We start from the raw sequence: 15,574 nt of genomic DNA on the forward strand, positions 1-15,574 counted from the left end.
GGATTAAGGCCACGGGCTGCGCCAGGGTGGCGCCGCGCGCGGTGACGGACCGTCCGCCTGAGATCGCCGGGGGGCGAGCGATGACCTATTGCGTCGGGATCCTGGTCGAAGAGGGTCTCGTCATGATCGCCGACACCCGCACGAATGCGGGGCTCGACGACATCTCGACCTATCGCAAGCTCCACATGTTCACGAAGCCGGGCGAGCGGGTGCTGGCGCTCGCCTCGGCCGGCAACCTCTCAGTGACCCAGTCGGTGCTCTCGCTCCTGACCGAGGGCGTCGAGGATCCCGATACCGGCAAGCCGGAGACGATCTACGACGCGCCGACGATGTTCCGCGCCGCCCAGCTCATAGGCCGGGCGATCCGCAAGGTGCGGACGATCGAGCGCGCCGGCTTCGAGGCGGCGCAGCTGCGCTTCGAGGTGTCATTCCTGTTCGGCGGCCAGATCGGCGACGGGCCGATGCGGCTCTACATGATCTACTCCGCCGGCAACTTCATCGCCTGCAGCCAGGACGCGCCGTTCCTGCAGATCGGCGAGCACAAATACGGCAAGCCGATCCTCGACCGCGCGGTGACCTATCGCACCGACATCTACGACGCCCTGAAGGTCGGCCTGGTCTCGATGGATTCGACGATGCGCTCGAATCTCGGCGTCGGCCTGCCGATCGACCTCACGGTGATCCGCCGCAACACCTGCGACACCGAGGTGCTGCACCGGATCGAGGCCGGCGAGCCGTATTTCCACGACCTGCGCGAGCGCTGGTCGGCGGCCCTGCGGGCGGCCCACCGGGCGATCCCGCGGCCGCCCTACGGGCCCGGGGCGAAGTAGGGCGGATCCGAATCCCTCATCCGCGATCCCGTCCCGACCTCGTGGACGGGACGGGTCGCGGCGCTGGCAGCAGCGCCGCGCGGGTTTCGAGCCCCCCGCGGCGTCGGGTCAGGCCGCCGGCTCGCGCCGCACCCGCACGGCGAGGCACAGGAAGGCGGCGATCACCGGCCCGGCCGCCAGGGCGAGGAGGGCGGGGGTGAAGCTCTGCGTCGCGTCGCGGATCCACCCGACCAGGTAGGGCCCGCCGAAGCCGGCGATCTGGGCGAGCCCGTTGATCATCGCCAGGCCGCCGGCCGCCGCCGCGCCGGTGAGGAACTGCGTCGGCAGGGCCCAGAACACGCCGAGCAGGGCCCAGACCCCGAAGGCGGCGGCGCAGAGCAGGAGCAGGCTGAGGAGCGGCGTCGGCGCCACGGCGCTGGCGGCCAGGAACAGGCCGCCGATCAGCGCCGAGAGCGCGGTGTGGTACTTGCGCTCGCCGGTCCGGTCGGAGGAGCGCGCCACTACGACGAGGCCGATCGCCGCGAAGACGAACGGGATCGCGGTGACGAAGCCGGTCTGCAGGTCGGAGAGGCTGCCGATGCTGCGCACGATCTGCGGCAGCCACAACACCACGCCGTACACCGCCACGGCGTTGAACATGTAGACGAGGGTGAGCAGCCAGACGCGGTAATCGCGGAAGATGGCGCGGAACTCGTGCGAGCCGACGCTCTCGACCTGGCGGTTCTCCTCGGCGAGCGTGCGGATCAGCCAGGCGCGCTCTTCCGCATCGAGCCAGCGCCCGTCCTCGGGCCGGTCGACGAGGTAGAAGAACGTCACGACGCCGAGGATCACCGCGGGAGCGGCCTCGAGGATGAACAGCCACTGCCAGGCGGCCAGCCCGAACCAGGTCGGGTTGCTGGCGAGGATCCAGCCGGAGAGCGGCGCGCCGATCACGCTCGACAGCACCGTCGCGGTCATGAAGCCGGCGGTCGCCTTGGCGCGGTCGCGGGCCGGGTACCAGTAGGTGAGGTAGAGCAGGATCCCGGGCACGAAGCCGGCCTCGGCCAGCCCGAGCAGGAAGCGCATGGCGTAGAAGCTCCACTCGCCCTGGACGAAGGCCATGCCGCCGGAGACGAGGCCCCAGCTCACCATGATCCGGGCGATCCAGCGCCGGGGGCCGACCCGGTGCATGATCATGTTGCTCGGCACTTCGAACAGGATGTAGCCGAGAAAGAAGATGCCGGCGCCGAACCCGTAGGCGGTGGCCGACAGCCCGAGATCCTTGTTCATGTGAAGCGCCGCGAAGCCGACGTTCACCCGGTCGAGGTAGTTGATGATGAACAGGACGAAGCAATAGAGCACGATGCGCGGCCGGAGCTTGGCGAGCACGCGCCGGCGCAGGTCGGGGTCTCGGCCCGCCGCCGCGGAGACATCCGCGACGGCGGCCATGGAGGCGGTGTTCATAGGGTCCTCTCGATGAAAAGCCGGACGGCGCGCGAGGGGCGGGCCGGCGGGCGGTCAAGAATGCGTGGTCGGTCGAAGTCCGACCCCGGAGGCGTGGTACCCTGCGCCGCGATCGGGTACGCTCGCGGCATGGACCAGCGCACCGAATCGAAACTCCTGCCGCAGCCGCGAAGCCTGATTGGGACTTGGCGGCGCTTCGGCGTGACAGGCCCGGTCTACGAGATCGTCGGCGTCGGGCAGATTGTGGGTGACGACTGCCTGATGCGCGTGCGGCTCGTCGAGACGGGCGAGGAAGTGGATTACCGCTTCACGGACATTCTCGACGATCCTCGGGAACAATGATGTTCGCCATCGCCTTCGATCTCGTGGTGGCCGAGACACAGAAGCATCACCCACGAGGCGTTGCCCAGGCCTATGCGGATATTCGATCCAGCCTTGCCGGACACGGCTTCGACTGGATTCAGGGCAGCCTCTATGTGAGTCAAACAGAAGATTTGGCCAAGCTGTTTGCGGCGATCACAGCGCTCAAAGCTCTGGCGTGGTTTCCGTTGTGCGTGAGAGACATCCGGGCGTTCCGGGTGGAGCAGTGGTCCGATTTCACCTCCACCGTGAAAGCGTAAAGCCCTCCGGCAGGGCAGAGGGGATCGCCCCCGCCCAAGAGCGGGGGCGTCGCGCTCAGTACGTCGCCCGGCCCCCCGACACGTCGAATACCGCGCCGGTCGAGAACGACGCCTCCTCGCTCGCCAGGAAGCAGATCAGAGAGGTCACCTCGTCGATGGCGCCGAAGCGGCCGATCGGGATCTTCGACAGCATGAAGTCGATGTGCTGTTGGGTCATCTGGTCGAAGATCGCGGTGCGCACCGCCGCCGGCGTGATGCAGTTCACCCGGATCTCGGACTTCGCCAGTTCCTTGCCGAGCGACTTCGTCAGCCCGATCACCCCGGCCTTGGAGGCCGAGTAGGCCGAGGCGTTGGGGTTGCCCTCCTTGCCGGCGATCGACGCGACGTTGACGATGCGGCCGTAGCCGCCCGCCTCCATCGCCGGCACCGCGGCACGGTTGCAGTAGAACAGGCCGTTGAGGTTGACGTCGATCACCCGCTGCCAGGCGTCGACGGGATAGTCGCGCAAGCTGGTGTTCGGCCCGGTGATGCCGGCGCTGCACACCAGCACGTCGAGGCGGCCACCGAGCGCCGCCAGGGTCTCACGCATCGCGGTCTCGACCGCGGCGGCGTCCGCGATGTCGAGGGCCCGCGTGTCGGCGGCGCCGCTCTCGGCCTTGGCCTTCGCCAGCGCCTCCTCGTTGAGGTCCCAGATGGCGACCGTGGCGCCCTCGGCCTTGAGCCGCGCGGCGACCGCGAGGCCGATGCCGGAGGCGCCGCCGGTGACGAGGGCCATGCGGCCCTCGAAGCGGTTCGGATAGGTCATGGGATCACGCCTCCCGGCGCTGCCAGGCGGTCACGTCCTGGCGCTGCTCACCGAGCTTCTCGATGCCGAGCGTCATCACGTCGCCGGCCTTGAGGAAGACCGGCTCGGGCTTCATGCCCATGCCGACGCCGGGGGGCGTGCCGGTGGTGATGACGTCGCCGGGCATCAGGGTCATGAACCGGCTGACGTAGGAGACGATCTGCGCGCAGGTGAAGATCATCGTCCGGGTGTTGCCGGTCTGCATGCGCTTGCCGTTCAGGTCGAGCCACATGTCGAGGTTCTGCGGATCGCCGACCTCGTCGGAGGTGACGAGCCAGGGGCCGACCGGCCCGAAGGTATCGCAGCCCTTGCCCTTGTCCCAGGTGCCGCCGCGCTCGATCTGGTACTCGCGCTCCGAGACGTCGTTGACGAGGCAGTAGCCGGCAACAAAGTCGAGCGCCTGCGCCTCCTCGACGTAAGCGGCGCGGCGGCCGATGACGATGCCGAGCTCGACCTCCCAGTCGCTCTTCACCGAATCCTTCGGCAGCATCACCGGGTCGTTCGGGCCCGAGAGCGAGCTGATCGCCTTGGTGAAGACGATCGGCTCCTTCGGCACAGGCAGGTTCGACTCGGCGGCATGGTCGGCGAAGTTGAGACCGATGGCGATGAACTTGCCCACATTGGCGACCGGGGTGCCAAGGCGCGGCGCGCCCTCGACCACGGGCAGGCTGCCGGCATCGATCGCCGCGAGGCGGGCCAGCGCCTCGGGGGCCAGCGCCTCGGGACCGAGATCGGGCAGGTGGGCGGAGAGGTCGCGGATGCGGCCCTCCGCGTCGAGCAGGCCGGGCTTCTCCTGGCCCGCGGGGCCGTAGCGCAACAGCTTCATGGGATCGAACCTCCGTGGAATCCAAGCACGCTCACAGCGTGCAGGTGTGCGGGCGCGGGGCAGGGCGGGACGGAGGGTTCGAAACTTCGGTTTCCTCCGGCACAGCCCTGGCGCCGCGCCATACGATCCCATATAGTGGGATCTTGTTCTTGTATGTGGGACGATACGCCGATGCGATCGAAGCCGTCAACCGCGGAGGTGGGCGCGGCGCCGGGGAGCCAGACGCTCCTGCGCGGCCTCGCCATCCTGGATGCGGTGGCGGGGGGCGCGCGGGACCTCGCCGCCCTGTCGGCCGCGCTCGGCACCACCCGCAGCACCACCCACCGCCTCGCCGCGGCCCTGGTCGAGCAGCGCTACCTCACTTTCGCGCCGCGGGAGGGCTACGCCCTCGGCCCGAAGCTCGTCGAATTGGGATTTCGCGCCCAGCAGGCGGCGCCGGTGACCCGGGTGGCCCGGCCCCATCTCGAGCGCCTCTCGGCGGAATGCGGCGACACCATCCATCTCGGCGTGCTGGAGGGCGACTGGGCGCTCTACCTCGACAAGCTGCCGGGACGCCGGCGCATCGAGATCAGCTCGCGGGTCGGCGAGCGCCAGCCGGTCTGGTCGACCGGCCTCGGCAAGGCGCTGATCCTCGATCTCGACGAGGCGCGCTGGCGGAGCTTCCACCGCCTCGGCGCGGCGCGCGGCGGCCACAGCCCGGACCTGGAGACGCTAAGCCTAGAGACCTGGCTCGCGCGGATGCGGACCTACGCGGCCCGGGGCATCGCCTACGACCGCGAGGAGAACGAGCCCGAGGTGCGCTGCGTCGCCGGCCCGATCCGCGACGCCAGCGGCGCGATCGTCGCGGCCTTCAGCGTAACGAGCACGGTGCAATACATGGACGAGGCCCGGATGGAGGCGCTGGCCGGGACGGTCCGGGCGGTCGCCGGCGCGATCAGCCGGGATCTGGGCTGGGCGGGGTAGCCGGCGCGGCGAGGGCCGGACATCACCGCTCAACCGGCGCCTTCCCGCAAGGAAGACGGGGCGGCCGCCAAGTCAGTGGGCCGAAACCCGCCCCTGCACCTCCTTCATGTTAGCGCCCGACCGGACGCTTTACTGAACCGCGACAGACGCTAACTTCCCGTCGGGGAACGACGGGAAACTCGCGCTGCCGAGCCGCGGGCCGGAGGGGTGCACGATGAATCCGCTGATCCGGAAGCTCGAACGGTTCACGCGCCTGAGCGACGCGGACAAGCGCCTGCTGCAGCAGGCCGCGAGCGCCCGGATTGTCAACTACGACTCGCACCAGGACATCATCGCCGAGGGCGAGGAGCCGAACGACGTCAACCTCATCCTCGGCGGCTGGGTCTGCCGCTACAAGCAGCTCGCCGATGGCGGCCGCCAGATCATGTCGTTTCTGCTCCCGGGCGACCTGTGCGACCTCAACATCTTCCTCCTGCGCCGCATGGACCACGCCTTGGGCACCCTCACGCCCGTGGCGGTGGCCAAGATCTCGCGCGACCTGCTCGAGGAGATGCTGAACGCCGATCCGCGGCTGACCCAGGCCCTGTGGTGGGAGGTGCTGGTGACGGCCGCGATCCACCGCGAATGGCTGGTCAATATCGGCCGGCGCACGGCTCTGGAGCGCGTCGCCCACCTGCTCTGCGAGGTCTACGTGCGCCAGCAGGCGGTCGGGCGGGTGCGGGAGGGCCGGTGCGAACTGCCCATCACCCAGGTCGAGCTTGCCGACGCGCTCGGCCTCTCGGCCGTGCACGTCAACCGCACCTTGCGCGAATTGCGCCTGTCCGGCCTGATCGACTGGCGCGACAAGCAGCTCGGCATCCCGGATCTCGACGCCCTGACGGCGGTTGCCCGGTTCGATCCGGATTACCTGCATCTCGACTACGAGGGCGAGCGGTTCGACGCCGGCACCTAGAGCATTTCACGATCGCGCTGCAATCGCGAGGCTCTCCAGCTCTTTGATTTTGCCGCATTTTCCTCGACGAACCGGTATCCACCTCATCGGACAATGCTCTGGGGCATTCCCGGACGAGGCAGCTTCCGAGTTTTCGCAGACAACCCAAGGGGTAGACCCCGCCGGCGAAGCCGGGATCCTCGATCCTGACGATGTGGGACGTGCTGCGGTTCGTCGGCGACGTCTGATCGTTCTCCCGTCGCGGGCTGCCGCGACGGACGGCGCTCACCGCATCCCGCGCTTGAGGTCGTCCGCGATCAGGAGCGCGCTGCGCCCGTCCCCGGCCTCGGCCAGGCGGTTGCGGTAGACCTGCAGGTTCTCGGTCACCCGCTGGACGTAGTTGCGGGTCTCGGTGAAGGGGATGCGCTCGACCCAGTCGACCGGGTCGACGCCCGGGTTGCGGGGATCGCCGTAGGCGTCGATCCACTTCTTCACGTTGCCGCCGCCGGCATTGTAGGCCGCGAAGGCGAGGATGTAGGAGCCGCGCCAATCCTCCATCAGCTCGCCGAGATGGGCCTGGCCGAGGCGGGCATTGTAGGCCGGGTCGCTGGTCAGGCGGTCGGTGTCGAAGGCGGCGCTGACCCGGCGGGCGGTGCGCTGCGCCGTGGCCGGCATCATCTGCATCAGGCCGCGGGCCCCGACGCTCGACTGCGCCCGCGGGTCGAACTGGCTCTCCTGCCGGGCGATGGCGAAGACCATCGCGCGCTCGACCTGCGGCACGGCGGCCGAGGCCTCGTAGGACGGGATGCCGTTGGTCGGGTAGGCGTGGCGGTCGAGGGGCAGGCCGCGCTGCACCGCGGTCTTGCCGATCGCCACGAGGGCACGGGGATCGTTGAGCGACATCGCGACGTCGCCCAGTGCGTTGAGCTCCGCCGGCTCGGTCAGCCGCTGGGCGAAGTCCATGTAGAGCGGCAGCATCAGCTCCTTGAGGCCGGCCGCCGCCAGCAGGCGCAGGGCCCGTACGGCGTTGCGGTTCTCGAAGGCGGTGCGGGCGGCCTCGTCGAGGGTGCTGCACGGGCGCAGGGCCAGGGACGACTGGCCGAGCTTCGCCCGGGCGAGCTGGCCGTAATAGGCGATCGGCTGGGCGCTCGCGCGCTCGTAGAAGGCCCGCGCCTCGACCGACTGGCCCGAGGCCTCCGCGGCGCGGCCCTGCCAGTAGGCGGCGCGCGCCACGGAGATCGGCGTCTCGGCGATCGCCGCGGCGGCGGCGAAATGCGTCGCCGCGACGGGAGCGTCGTGGAGGAAGCGCAGCGCGATCCAGCCGGCATGGAACTCGGCCTCGATGCGCTTCTCGACCGAGCGGGCGCTGTTGCCCGCCGCGACCGCGTAGGCGGCCTTGGCGTCGCCGGCATCGAGGAGCTTGCGGGCGACGATGCGTCGCTCGATCCACCACTCGTCGGGATCGGCCAGGACCTCGGGGTTGCGCGGCGCCTGGGCCATCACCGCGGCGGCCTCGGCCGGCCGGTCGAGGCGGCGGAAATACTGGGCGCGGGAATAGAGGTAGGAGGAATCCTGGCGCAGGCTCGGCGGCACCGCGTCGAGGGCGGAGCCGGCATTCGCGGCCTTCGCCTCGACGGCGCGGCGGGCGCGCACCAGGGTGCCGTAGGCCTTGCCGGCGTAGGCCGCGGCGCGGCCGGCGGTGTCCCAGTCCTCCTTCATCAGCGCCCGCTCCATGCGGTAGCGGTGATCGACCTCGCCGATCAGCCCCGGGAAGGCGTCGAGGACCCTCAGCTCCAGGGTGCGGCCGAACGTGTCCTCGCGCCACAGGTCGCGCACCAGCCCGGCGGCGTCCTCGGAGAGCCCGTCGGCCTTGAAGGCGAGGGCCAGGGCGAACTTGCCCGGCGCGCTCTGCGGCCGGCGCGCGGCGAAGTAGGACCGCACCAGGGACGGGGACTTGCGCTGGGAGAGCAGGGCCTCCTCGGCGCGCCGGCGCAGTACGGCGCCCACCGGCCAGTCCGGGTTGTCGCGGATGAACGCCACCGTGCGCTCGAAACCGATGCCGGCCCCGGCGCGGATTGCCGCCCAGTCGAGGAGCGCGCGGGCGGCCGGGTCCTTGAGCCCGTCGCGGATCCGGTCGCCCTCGCTCACCTGGCCGCGCCGGTAGGCCTCGACCGCGCTGCGCAGGGCCGGGCCGTCGACCTCGATGCCGAGCACCGGCCGGCCCGGATCGGGCACGCTGGGCACCGGGGCAGGGGGGTTGATCGCCGCGTCCGGGGCGGGGAAGGGGATCGGTACCTCCGGGTCGGCGGCGGCGAAAGCCGCGGCGGTCGCGGGCAGCCGCTCCGACGCCGCGCCCGGGCGCAGGCCGTCCTCGTCGACCCGCTCGACCGCGCGGGCGGTGGGGGCCGGCAGGGTCGACCCGGGCAGGGACGTCCCCGTCAGGGTCGCCCCAGGAAGGGCTGCCGCGGAAGCCGGAGCGTCCGGCGGGGCCGTCACGGTCGAGCCGCCGAGCGCCGACAGCGAGGTCAGCGCGGCGCCGGACACCGTGAGGGCGAGGACCGCGAGGCGGCGCCGTCGAGGCGAGAGCAGCATGGTTCCCGTTCCCCTGGAGAGCTCGAAAGACCGGACGCCCATCGTGCGGGCGCCGCGTTAAGAAGCAATTAACCCTGGCGCCCGGTCGTGCCGGAACGCGAGGCTGGACGTGGGCGTTCGGGCGCGTTGCCGCGGGCGCCGGAGCGTTTGCGCCGGGGCCCCGAAGGTCCTATGTGTCGGACGCCGGACGGCCGAGTTGTTGGTCCCCAGAGCTGGATCCCTCCCAAGATCGGCCTACGGACCGGCCTCCCAACCAGAGATCCCGGGGGCGTCGCCCCGACCGGGCGAGGAACGCCACCATGACGTCGACGCAGACTTCGCAGCGCCTCAGGGGCTCGCTCACCGCCCTGGTGACGCCCTTTCGCGATGGCGCCTTCGACGAGCACGCCTTCCGGGCCTTCGTCGCCTGGCAGATCGAGAACGGCACCCACGGCCTGGTGCCGACCGGCACCACCGGCGAGAGCCCGACCCTGAGCCACGCCGAGCACGACCGGGTGGTCGAGGCCTGCATCGACGAGGCCGCCGGCAAGGTGCCGGTGGTGGCCGGCGCCGGCTCGAACTCCACCGCGGAGGCGATCGAGCGGTCCCGTCATGCGGAGAAGGCCGGGGCGGACGCGCTGCTCATCGTCACGCCCTACTACAACAAGCCGACCCAGGAAGGGCTGTACCAGCACTTCAAGGCGGTGAACGATGCGGTCGGCATTCCCATCCTGATCTACAACATCCCCGGTCGCTCGGTGATCGACATGAGCGTCGACACCATGGCCCGCCTCTTCGAGCTGCCGAACATCGCCGGGGTGAAGGACGCCACCGCCAACGTCGCCCGGGTCAGCCTGCAACGCCAAGCCATGGGCGAAGACTTCGTCCAACTTTCTGGCGAAGATGCGACCGCCTTGGGATTCATGGCGCATGGCGGCCACGGCACGATCTCGGTGACCTCGAACGTCGCGCCGCGCCTCTGCGCCGACTTCCAGGAGGCCTGCCTGTCGGGCGATTACCGCACGGCGCTCGCGCTCCAGGACCGGCTGATGCCGCTCCACACCCACCTCTTCGCCGAGACGAACCCGTCGCCGACCAAGTACGCGCTCGCCAAGCTGGACCTGATGCGCGAGGACGTCCGCCTGCCGATGGTGCCGGTGGGCGAGGGGACGCGCGGCCTCGTCGACGGCGCGCTGCGCCACGCCGGCCTCACCAACGGCTGAGCCGCGCCTTATATGAGGGCGGGAGCCTTCCGGCTCCCGCTGCCCGCTCCCGAGGACGTCCGCCGCCCGATGGCCAAGAAACCCGAGCCGAAGAACCGCGTCGTCGCCGACAACCGGAAGGCCCGCTTCAACTACGAGATCACCGACACGGTCGAGGCGGGCATCGCGCTGACGGGCACCGAGGTGAAGTCCCTGCGCGGCGGCAAGGCGACGATCGGCGAGGCCTTCGCCGGACCGTCGGGCAACGACCTCCTGCTGTTCAACGCCTACATCCCCGAATACCTCGAGGCGAACCGCTTCAACCACGACACCAAGCGGCCGCGCCGCCTGCTGCTGCACCGCCGCCAAATCGACAAGTTCATCGGCGCGACCCAGCGCGAGGGTTACACGGTGGTGCCGCTGAAGATCTACTTCAACGAGCGCGGCCGGGCGAAGGTCGAGCTGGGGCTCGGGCGCGGCAAGAAGCTCCACGACAAGCGCGAGACCGCCAAGGAGCGCGACTGGCAGCGCGACAAGGCGCGGCTGATGCGCGACAAGGGCTGATCCTTGCCCAAGGCAGATCCTTTCCAGAGCACAACACGCCGCACTGACAGTATCGTCCCGGCCTCCTACCTTCCCTTGGCATAGGCCCGAGCGGAGGCGCCGATGTTCGTCGAGGGAGGATGGCGGCCCCCCTGGGAGCCGCCGCCGCGCCCGCCCCGGCCCAGGCTGACCGGGCGCCAGGAGCGGGTGCTGGTCTGGATCATCGTGGTCAACGTGCTCTTGTGGTTCCTCGCCCCGATCGGCGGCGCGACTGTGATCCACGCGGCGCTGGCGATGATGCATCAATAGGTCAGGCCAGGCTCACCGGCCGGTGATTACCGGCAGGTGACGAAGACGCTCATCGCCTTGGAATGGTCGGCGAGGTCGGCCGGCGCCATCGGGGCCGTGGCCGCGCCCGGCGTGAAGGTGACGCCGTTGCTGTCCAGGAAGTTCGCCGCCACCATGCCCTTGAGGGCGAAGTTGACGTTCTGCGGGATGTCGCCGTTCGCCTTCATCACGTTGAGGGCGTTGAGCTTCGCCGTCACCACGCCGATCAGGTTGCCGTTGCCGTCGAGGAGCGGCCCGCCGGAATTGCCCGGCTGCACCGGCGCCGAGACCTGCAGGTAGCTGGTGTTGTCGCCGAGCCCGGTCAGCGCCGTGACGTTGCCGAGGGTGAAGTTGCCCGAGGTGGAGAGCATGCCGGCGAGGGGATAGCCGAAGGCCGCCACGGGCTCGCCGAGGCGGATGCCGGTGCGCAGGCCTGCGACCTTCGGGGGCGTCAGGCCGGTGCGCAGGATCGCGAGGTCGTTGGCGGGGTCGCGGGCGACGACCTGGGCCAGAACGCTCCCGAGGGGGCCGCGCACCTCGACCCGTGCGCAATCCTCGACCACGTGCGCGTTGGTCAGCACCTCGCCGGCCCGGCCGACGAAGAAGCCGGTACCGGAACTGCCGCTCGGCTTTCCGCCGGACGGGCTCGGCGGCGGCACGGCCGGAGGGGCTTGCGGAGGCGGCACGGCCGGCAGCGGGGTCTGGACCGGCGGCAGGGCGACGGCGCGGGCATCCGGTACCGAGAATTCGGGCAGCGGGATGAAGGGCGCGTCCGGCGTCATCGCCGACCACAAGGAGGCGGAGAGCAGGACCGCGATGCGCTCCGCGGCGAGATCGGTCGCCCGTGTGTCCCATCGCAGGGCGAAACCGAGCGCACCCGGCCCGTCCTGGTGGTAGCGCATGTAGATGTCGGTGCCGTCCTGCGAGGCGGCGATGGCGAAGAAGTCCGACCGCAGCACCTTGTAATGGAGCGTGGCGCCCTCGCGCTGGAACTTCTCGACCGTATAGGCATACGAGTCCGCCACCGTGGCTCCCGGAAGGTAGTTGTAGGCGAGCGAAAGCCGCCGTGTCGGATCCTTGAGGTCGAGCCCGCGGGGCGTGCGCTCGACGGTGAGGCCGAGGCCCATCGGCGCCCAGATCGCCACGGGACGAAGGGGATGGGCGATCGTTCGCAGGCCCCACGGCGCGAGCTTCTGCGTCGCCAGCACCCGCAACCGGGCGAGTTGTGTGCCATCGAGCCATCCGGTCGGCCGGAAGCCGTTCTCGCCCTGGAACTGCGCGATCGCCTCGAACAGCCGCCGCCCGAAGGTGACGTTCGGCATGCCGGTCCAGTAGCCGGCGGCGGTCAGGAGCGTCTGCACCCGCACCCGCCGCTCGGTCTCCATGAAGGCGAAGCGAGATTCCGCCTCGGCATAGCCCGGGGGTGCCTGAGCGAGGGCCGGCGCGGATTCCAGCGGCCAAGGCCCCGCAAGCGCGAGACCGACGGCGAGGGCGGTCCGGTGAGCGCGATGCAGGGCCATGGTCGTCGGATCTCCGTGTCGCGGGGCAATCTGCACGCTGAGGTTTTGACACGGCCTTGACGTGCAGGTGGCAATTGTCCGGTCGTGGGCAACTTTCGCGAAGCCGCAGCCCAGCCCCGCGCGGTGCCGAATTGCCGCTTGGCCGACCCCCGTGCTAGCGCGGCGTCCGATTCCACGGACGAAGCGAGCATCATGGCGCGGCGCCCCCTCCTCTCCGGCGACATGCTGCCGCTGCTCACCCGGCTGTGGCGCGACTGGCTGCGGCCGCATGCCGGCACGCTGGCCATCGTGCTGGGGCTGATCGCGGTGATCGGCGCCGCCACCGGCTTCTATCCCACCCTGATCAAGGCCGCCTTCGACGCCTTCGACGCCAAGGATGCCGGCGCGCTCGCCTACGGCCCCGTCCTGGTGATCGTCGTCACCGCGGTGCGGGGCTTCGCGCTGCTCGGCCAGACGGTGCTGACCAACCGGGTCGTCACCCGGATCGAGGCCGACATGCAGGCGGCGCTCTACGGCCACATGATCGAGCAGGACCTGGCCCAGATCGGCCGCGAGAGCCCGGCGAGCCTGACCCAGCGCTTCACCACCGACTTCGCCTTCATCAAGGAGGCGCTGACGCGGATCTCCACCGTGCTCCTGCGCGACGTGGCGATGCTGGTGGCGTTGGTCTGCGCGATGGTGTGGATGGATCCCTGGCTGACCCTCGTCGCCGGGGTCACGGTGCCGTTCGTCGCCGGGCCGATCGCCCGGATCGGCAAGAAGCTGCGCCGGGTCTCGACCTCGACCCAGGAGCAGGTCGGCGTCACCGCGAGCCTGATCAGCGAGAGCCTCGCCGGCGTGCGCGTCGCCAAGACCTACGGCCTCGAGGGCTATCTCAAGGGCCGCACCCGCGACGCCCTCGACGAGGTGCGCCGCCTGAAGATGAAGGCCGCCAATGCCCGCGGCCGGCTCGACCCGCTGCTCGAGGTCGGCGGCGGGCTCGCCGTCGCGGGCGTGCTCGCCTTCATCGGCCACCGCATCCTCTCGGGCGAGAAGACGGTGGGGGATTTCACCGGCTACGTCGCGGCGCTCCTGCTCGCCGCCCAGCCGGCCCGCGCGCTGGGCAACCTCAACGCCATCCTGCAGGAGGCGCTCGCCGCCCTGTCGCGCACCTTCGCGCTGATGGACGAGGCGCCGACGATCCGGGAGAAGCCGGGCGCGCCGGCTCTCACGGTCTCCGGCGGCGAGGTCCGGTTCGAGGGCGTGCACTTCCGCTACCGCGACGACGCGCCGGCACTGGAGGGCATCGACCTGACCGTGCCGGCCGGGCGCACCACGGCGCTCGTCGGCCGCTCGGGCTCGGGCAAGTCGACGCTGCTCTCCCTGGTGCCGCGGCTCTACGACGTCGGGCAGGGCCGGGTCGCGATCGACGGGCAGGACGTGCGCGACGTGACGCTGGCCTCGCTCCGCCGCGCCGTCGCGGTGGTGTCGCAGGACGTGGTGCTGTTCGACGACACCGTCGCGCAGAACATCGCCTTCGGCCGCGAAGGCGCGAGCCGCGAGGAGATCGAGGCGGCGGCGAAGGCCGCGGCGGCGCATGGCTTCATCACCGCCAAGGCCGAGGGCTACGACTTCCGGGTCGGGCCCGCCGGCAACCGGCTCTCGGGCGGGGAGCGCCAGCGCATCGCGCTCGCCCGCGCCTTCCTGCGCGACGCGCCGATCCTGCTCCTCGACGAGGCGACCTCGGCGCTGGACGCCGAATCCGAGCAACTCGTCCAGGCAGCCCTGACCCGGCTGATGCGGGGCCGGACCACGCTCGTCATCGCCCACCGCCTCTCGACGGTGCGCGACGCCGACCTGATCGTCGCGATGGAGGGCGGCCGGATCGCCGAGACCGGCAGCCACGCCGCGCTGATTGCCCGGGGCGGCACCTATGCCCGGCTGCACCGGCTCCAGCTCGCCGACGACCGGGAGCCCGCTTCCGCGGCGCAGGCGTCGTGAGGCCCGACATTCCGGGCAAGACCTCGGGAATGACCTCGGCCGATGCGCCATCCGGCCGCCGCCTCGCCGAGGGCGTCGCCTTCGCGCTGCTGGCCATCAGCCTGTGGGGCGGCTGGTTCGTCATCACCCGCCGGACGGTGGGGGTGGGGGGCGTGCTCGGGCCCGCCGACCTCGTGGCTCTGCGCTTCGGCATCGGCGGGTGCCTGCTGCTGCCGGTGCTGCTGCTGCGCCGGCAGCGCCTCGACCGGAGGGCGCTCGTCGATGGGGCGTTCCTGTATGTGGCACAGGGCGCGCCCTTCGCGCTCCTGATCTCGATCGCCCTGCGCTATGCCCCCGCCGGCCACGGCGCGGCGCTGACGCCCGGCACGATGCCGCTCTTCGCCGCCCTTCTCGGCGCGCTGGTGCTTGGTGACCGGCCGGGGCGCCTCGCGCTCGCCGGCCTCGGGCTGATCGCCGCCGGGGCGCTCACCCTGGCGGGCGGCTTTCGCGATGCCGACGAGCTGTTCGGCTACGGCCTGCTCCTCACCGCGGCCTTCCTGTGGGCCGTCGGCACGGTGCGGATGCGCCGCTCGCGCCTCACGGCCCCGGAGGCGACGGCACTGATCTGCGTCGGCTCGCTCGTCACCTACATCCCGCTCTACCTCGCCTCCGGGCTCTCGCGCGTCTTGGAGGCACCGGCGGAGGAGGTGGCGATCCAGGCGGTCTATCAGGGCGTGATGGTGAGCGTCGTCGCGCTCATCGCCTTCAACCGCTCGCTCGCGCTGATCGGGCGGCGCACCCCGGCCTTCACCGCCCTGGTGCCGGTGATCGCGACCCTGCTGGCGATTCCGGTCCTCGGCGAGGTGCCGGACCCGCTCCATGTCGGGGCCATCCTGGCGATCGGGGCGGGGGTTCTGCTGACGACACGGGGGTGAGCCCGGTGCTGCCTTCGCTCAAGTGCCGCGCGGGCTTGTGAAACGAGAACCGGACGTCAC

The 15,574-nt window shown here is 70.9% G+C and carries 15 protein-coding genes; 10 read left to right on the forward strand and 5 right to left on the reverse strand.

Going from position 1 to position 15,574, the window contains the following annotated elements; all coding sequences use genetic code 11:
* Positions 1-80 precede the first annotated feature (80 nt).
* Positions 81-830: a proteasome-type protease gene (locus tag BM430_RS14215; protein WP_093567912.1), complete on the forward strand. Its 750-nt coding sequence runs from the start codon at positions 81-83 to the stop codon at positions 828-830.
* 108 nt (positions 831-938) lie between these two features.
* On the opposite strand, the gene BM430_RS14220 is transcribed toward BM430_RS14215, so the two are convergent.
* Positions 939-2,273 (reverse strand): MFS transporter, encoded by a 1,335-nt coding sequence (locus BM430_RS14220; protein WP_093567913.1) that lies wholly within the window; start codon positions 2,271-2,273, stop codon positions 939-941.
* Positions 2,274-2,402: 129 nt separating this feature from the next.
* Here BM430_RS14220 and BM430_RS14225 point away from each other — a divergent pair, with 129 nt between their 5' ends.
* Both BM430_RS14225 and BM430_RS14230 read left to right on the forward strand, forming a co-directional pair.
* Positions 2,403-2,615 (forward strand): DUF5397 family protein, encoded by a 213-nt coding sequence (locus BM430_RS14225; protein ID WP_093567914.1) that lies wholly within the window; start codon positions 2,403-2,405, stop codon positions 2,613-2,615.
* A complete protein-coding gene (locus tag BM430_RS14230) occupies positions 2,612-2,893 on the forward strand; it encodes a virulence factor (protein WP_280142276.1) in 282 nt (93 codons plus the stop codon). The genes BM430_RS14225 and BM430_RS14230 overlap by 4 nt, the downstream gene beginning before the upstream one ends.
* 55 nt (positions 2,894-2,948) lie before the next feature.
* Here the strand turns inward: BM430_RS14230 and BM430_RS14235 are convergent, their stop codons facing one another.
* Positions 2,949-3,698 carry an SDR family NAD(P)-dependent oxidoreductase gene (locus BM430_RS14235; protein ID WP_093567915.1) on the reverse strand — a complete coding sequence of 250 codons (750 nt, stop codon included), beginning with the start codon at positions 3,696-3,698 and terminating at the stop codon, positions 2,949-2,951.
* 4 nt (positions 3,699-3,702) lie between these two features.
* Positions 3,703-4,563, reverse strand: coding sequence for a 2,4-didehydro-3-deoxy-L-rhamnonate hydrolase (locus BM430_RS14240; RefSeq protein WP_093567916.1), 861 nt, complete (start codon positions 4,561-4,563; stop codon positions 3,703-3,705).
* 171 nt (positions 4,564-4,734) lie between these two features.
* On the opposite strand from BM430_RS14240, the gene BM430_RS14245 reads away from it, so the two are divergent.
* Together BM430_RS14245 and BM430_RS14250 are read left to right on the forward strand one after the other, a co-directional pair.
* On the forward strand, positions 4,735-5,526 hold the full coding sequence (locus BM430_RS14245) for an IclR family transcriptional regulator (protein ID WP_093567917.1): 792 nt from the start codon (positions 4,735-4,737) through the stop codon (positions 5,524-5,526).
* 214 nt (positions 5,527-5,740) lie between these two features.
* The gene (locus BM430_RS14250) at positions 5,741-6,478 is read left to right on the forward strand and encodes a Crp/Fnr family transcriptional regulator (protein ID WP_093567918.1); all 738 of its coding nucleotides are present in this window, start codon (positions 5,741-5,743) and stop codon (positions 6,476-6,478) included.
* Between the two features lie 264 nt (positions 6,479-6,742).
* On the opposite strand, the gene BM430_RS14255 is transcribed toward BM430_RS14250, so the two are convergent.
* The gene (locus tag BM430_RS14255; RefSeq protein WP_093567919.1) at positions 6,743-9,049 is read right to left on the reverse strand and encodes a lytic transglycosylase domain-containing protein; all 2,307 of its coding nucleotides are present in this window, start codon (positions 9,047-9,049) and stop codon (positions 6,743-6,745) included.
* A gap of 299 nt (positions 9,050-9,348) precedes the next feature.
* Here BM430_RS14255 and dapA point away from each other — a divergent pair, with 299 nt between their 5' ends.
* The 3 genes from dapA (at position 9,349) to BM430_RS14270 (ending at position 11,082) form a co-directional block, all read left to right on the forward strand.
* Complete coding sequence (gene dapA / locus BM430_RS14260) at positions 9,349-10,251, forward strand: 4-hydroxy-tetrahydrodipicolinate synthase (protein ID WP_093567920.1); 903 nt, start codon at positions 9,349-9,351, stop codon at positions 10,249-10,251.
* A gap of 69 nt (positions 10,252-10,320) precedes the next feature.
* Complete coding sequence (gene smpB, locus BM430_RS14265; protein WP_048428442.1) at positions 10,321-10,794, forward strand: SsrA-binding protein SmpB; 474 nt, start codon at positions 10,321-10,323, stop codon at positions 10,792-10,794.
* Between the two features lie 102 nt (positions 10,795-10,896).
* The gene (locus BM430_RS14270; RefSeq protein WP_093567921.1) at positions 10,897-11,082 is read left to right on the forward strand and encodes a hypothetical protein; all 186 of its coding nucleotides are present in this window, start codon (positions 10,897-10,899) and stop codon (positions 11,080-11,082) included.
* Positions 11,083-11,108: 26 nt separating this feature from the next.
* On the opposite strand, the gene BM430_RS33975 is transcribed toward BM430_RS14270, so the two are convergent.
* Positions 11,109-12,620 (reverse strand): serine protease, encoded by a 1,512-nt coding sequence (locus BM430_RS33975; protein ID WP_177303044.1) that lies wholly within the window; start codon positions 12,618-12,620, stop codon positions 11,109-11,111.
* A gap of 192 nt (positions 12,621-12,812) precedes the next feature.
* On the opposite strand from BM430_RS33975, the gene BM430_RS14285 reads away from it, so the two are divergent.
* Together BM430_RS14285 and BM430_RS14290 are read left to right on the forward strand one after the other, a co-directional pair.
* Entirely contained in the window at positions 12,813-14,600 is a 1,788-nt protein-coding gene (locus tag BM430_RS14285; RefSeq protein WP_177303045.1) for an ABC transporter ATP-binding protein, read from the forward strand.
* 29 nt (positions 14,601-14,629) lie between these two features.
* On the forward strand, positions 14,630-15,514 hold the full coding sequence (locus tag BM430_RS14290) for a DMT family transporter (RefSeq protein ID WP_093567923.1): 885 nt from the start codon (positions 14,630-14,632) through the stop codon (positions 15,512-15,514).
* Positions 15,515-15,574: the final 60 nt, after the last annotated feature.

Source organism: Methylobacterium sp. 174MFSha1.1 (assembly GCF_900116815.1).
In the GTDB taxonomy this organism is placed as follows: domain Bacteria; phylum Pseudomonadota; class Alphaproteobacteria; order Rhizobiales; family Beijerinckiaceae; genus Methylobacterium.